Annotated in this window: 2 protein-coding genes and 1 pseudogene; all 3 read left to right on the top strand. The window is 40.7% G+C overall.

Annotated features, from left to right (window positions below; translation table 11 throughout):
• On the top strand, positions 1–1,716 hold a 1,716-nt coding region (locus AC075L_RS06430; RefSeq protein ID WP_476387385.1), incomplete at its 5' end, for an ATP-binding protein.
• Between the two features lie 47 nt (positions 1,717–1,763).
• Complete coding sequence (locus tag AC075L_RS06425) at positions 1,764–2,201, top strand: Hpt domain-containing protein (protein WP_476387384.1); 438 nt, start codon at positions 1,764–1,766, stop codon at positions 2,199–2,201.
• A gap of 279 nt (positions 2,202–2,480) precedes the next feature.
• Positions 2,481–2,653, top strand: a pseudogene (locus tag AC075L_RS06420) (DUF6219 family protein); the annotation flags it as partial.

The following is a 2,653-nucleotide window of genomic DNA, read 5'->3' as shown; positions in this document are numbered from 1 at the left end:
GATAGGCGTTTTCGCATTTATCGTGAAACGCTTTCGCGTTTTTCGTGCGCCGCTTCAACAGCATCAAATTCAATTGCAGATGCAATGGCACCCGGTGCAGAAAAGCTGATGTGCAGTACTCGGCAGGAAATGATGGAAGCTGTCCGTAAGGGTAAAGCCGATGCTGCCTTCGTCTACTATTACATGGCACAGGCGTTTGTGAATAGTGACACTACGGGCACCATGACATATACGCTGCTGGAACAGCCTACATTCACCTACCGCATGGTAGTTTCGTCAACAGAGAACCATGCGCTGGCTGGTATTCTGACGAAAGCAATGTATGCCATGCCCCAAAATCTTGTCGAAGATCTAGCAGCACGGTATACCACATACAAAGCAGCAGAGCTGACATTTGTTGACTGGATCCGTCTGCATCCTGTTGCTACTGTTTGGGTTCTTCTTATTTTCGGATGGCTGCTGACTACTATGGCTATGATAGCAATGCGTCTCAGTGCAAGAAAAAAAGCTCAGAAGGCAGCCCAGGAGACGGCTGAGGAAATGGCGGAACTGGCAGAGCATGCGCAGGCTGCAAACAAGGCAAAAACAGCATTTCTGTCACATATGTCCCATGATATGAGAACACCGATGAATGCAATCATGGGATTCACCGGTATTGCAATGAAAAATAATCCGTCAGACGAAGTGAAAAATTGTCTGGAAAAGATTGATGAAAGTTCAGAGCATTTACTGTCGCTGATCAATGATGTATTAGATCTGACTCGCGTGGAAAGTGGAAAAGTGAAATACAATCCGGTACCGACAGATTTGAAAAGTATCACAGATTTTGCACTGGATATTACAAAAGGCTTTCTTACGAACAGGGATATCAGCTTTAAGATCCAGCGTGAAGAAGCAAAGATCCCCAATGTACTTGTGGATTCTGTACGTCTGCGAGATGTGCTGGTAAATATTCTGAGCAATGCCGTGAAGTTCACTCCGGATGGAGAGACGATTACATTTGAAGCCCGGTGTCAGGAAAAGGGCGGGGATGGATATATAAATATGCATTACCGCATTTCGGATACTGGTATTGGCATGAGTGAGGAATTTACAAAAGAAGTTTTTGAGGAATTTGCACAGGAAGATTCCGATGTGAGAACGCAGTACCATGGAGCTGGACTGGGGATGGCTATCGTAAAGAAGTATGTAGATATGATGGGTGGAACCATTTCCGTGCAAAGCAAAAAGCATGAGGGAACCACTTTTACTGTGGATATTCCTCTGGAAATTACTGATAAGGAATGTAATAAGTCAGACATAGGTTTTTCTGAAAAGGTAAATCTTACAGGTGTGAAAGTTCTTCTTGCAGAGGATAATGAGCTGAATGCAGAAATTACGACCGTGCAGCTGGAAGAGTTTGGAATGAATGTAGAAAGAGCTGTAGATGGAAAGAATGCTGTTGAGATTTTCAGAAATCATCCGGAAGGCACATTTGATGTAATCCTGATGGATATCATGATGCCTGAAATGAACGGTTATGAAGCGGCAAAAGCAATCAGGGCGATGAATGACAGACCGGATGGAAAAAACATTCCTATTATAGCAATGACAGCCAATTCATTTGCTGAAGATGTTCAGGCATCGTTGGATGCAGGAATGAATGCACATTTGTCAAAGCCGATTGTGATTGAGGAAGTTATAAAAACGATTTTAAGGTATGTTCATAATGATTAGCAGAGGTTCATGAATTAGTGGAATACGATTGACAGGAGGGCTAAAAGATGACAATGCAGGAGTGCTATAAAGCTATCGGAGGAAACTATGAGGCTGTTTTGGGACGCCTTCACAGCGAAGCACTGATTCAGAGATTTACATTAAAGTTCCTTGAAGACCAGAGTTATCTACAGTTAAAACAGACATTGGAAAATAAAAATTATGAAGATGCTTTCCGCAGTGCGCACACATTGAAAGGGGTGTGTCAGAATCTTTCCTTTGACCGTCTGTATGAGGTTAGTGATAAATCCTTACCGAACCAGATTTATTCACAGAATCTTATCAAGGTCATGCAGGAAAAGATCGATTTCTTCAAATCGAACAGTGGCATGAATTCGATTGATTACAATGCAAGTTCGGGGCAATTAACTATAATAAATGAAAAACAGAAGATAATATACCAGAGAGATGATCCGGGATTTGATGTATTCAAAGTGTTTGAATAACTGCGCGTCGCATTCTCGTTACTTCAGTAATAGATAAGATTCTATAAAAAATAATACTATCTGATTTAAAATAATTCAACTACTTTCGACATTACTATAAATCAAAACAAATTGATTGACAAAGAAAACCTAGAGTTTATGCGGGATTAATGGACTTTATAATCGATGTAACTGTCAAAGCCCCGGCTGCCCTGATTGTTTCATTATCAAATTGACATCTGATTATTGTATAGTATAATTACAATTAAAAACACCGAAGATAAAAGACGGAGGAATTATATGAAAGCACATAAATATTGGTCAGTAGGAGCATTGATCACAATGATTGGTACTTTTTACACTGGACATAAAGGGTTAAAATCAAGCCACAAATACTTTGCGTTAAGCTCTATGCTATGTACTGAGCAATGGCGATATATACAGGGCATAAAATGAAACTACGGGAATCAGAG

The organism is Blautia sp. ZXY-1-B12 (assembly GCF_056339915.1).
Note: the sequence above shows the minus strand (reverse complement) of the source record. Positions and strands in the feature narration are given on the sequence as shown.

Bases quoted from the DNA above. Each gene is read 5' to 3' on its own strand.
- AC075L_RS06425 (WP_476387384.1), top strand. From the start codon at position 1,764: ATGACAATGCAGGAGTGCTATAAAGCTATCGGAGGAAACTATGAGGCT.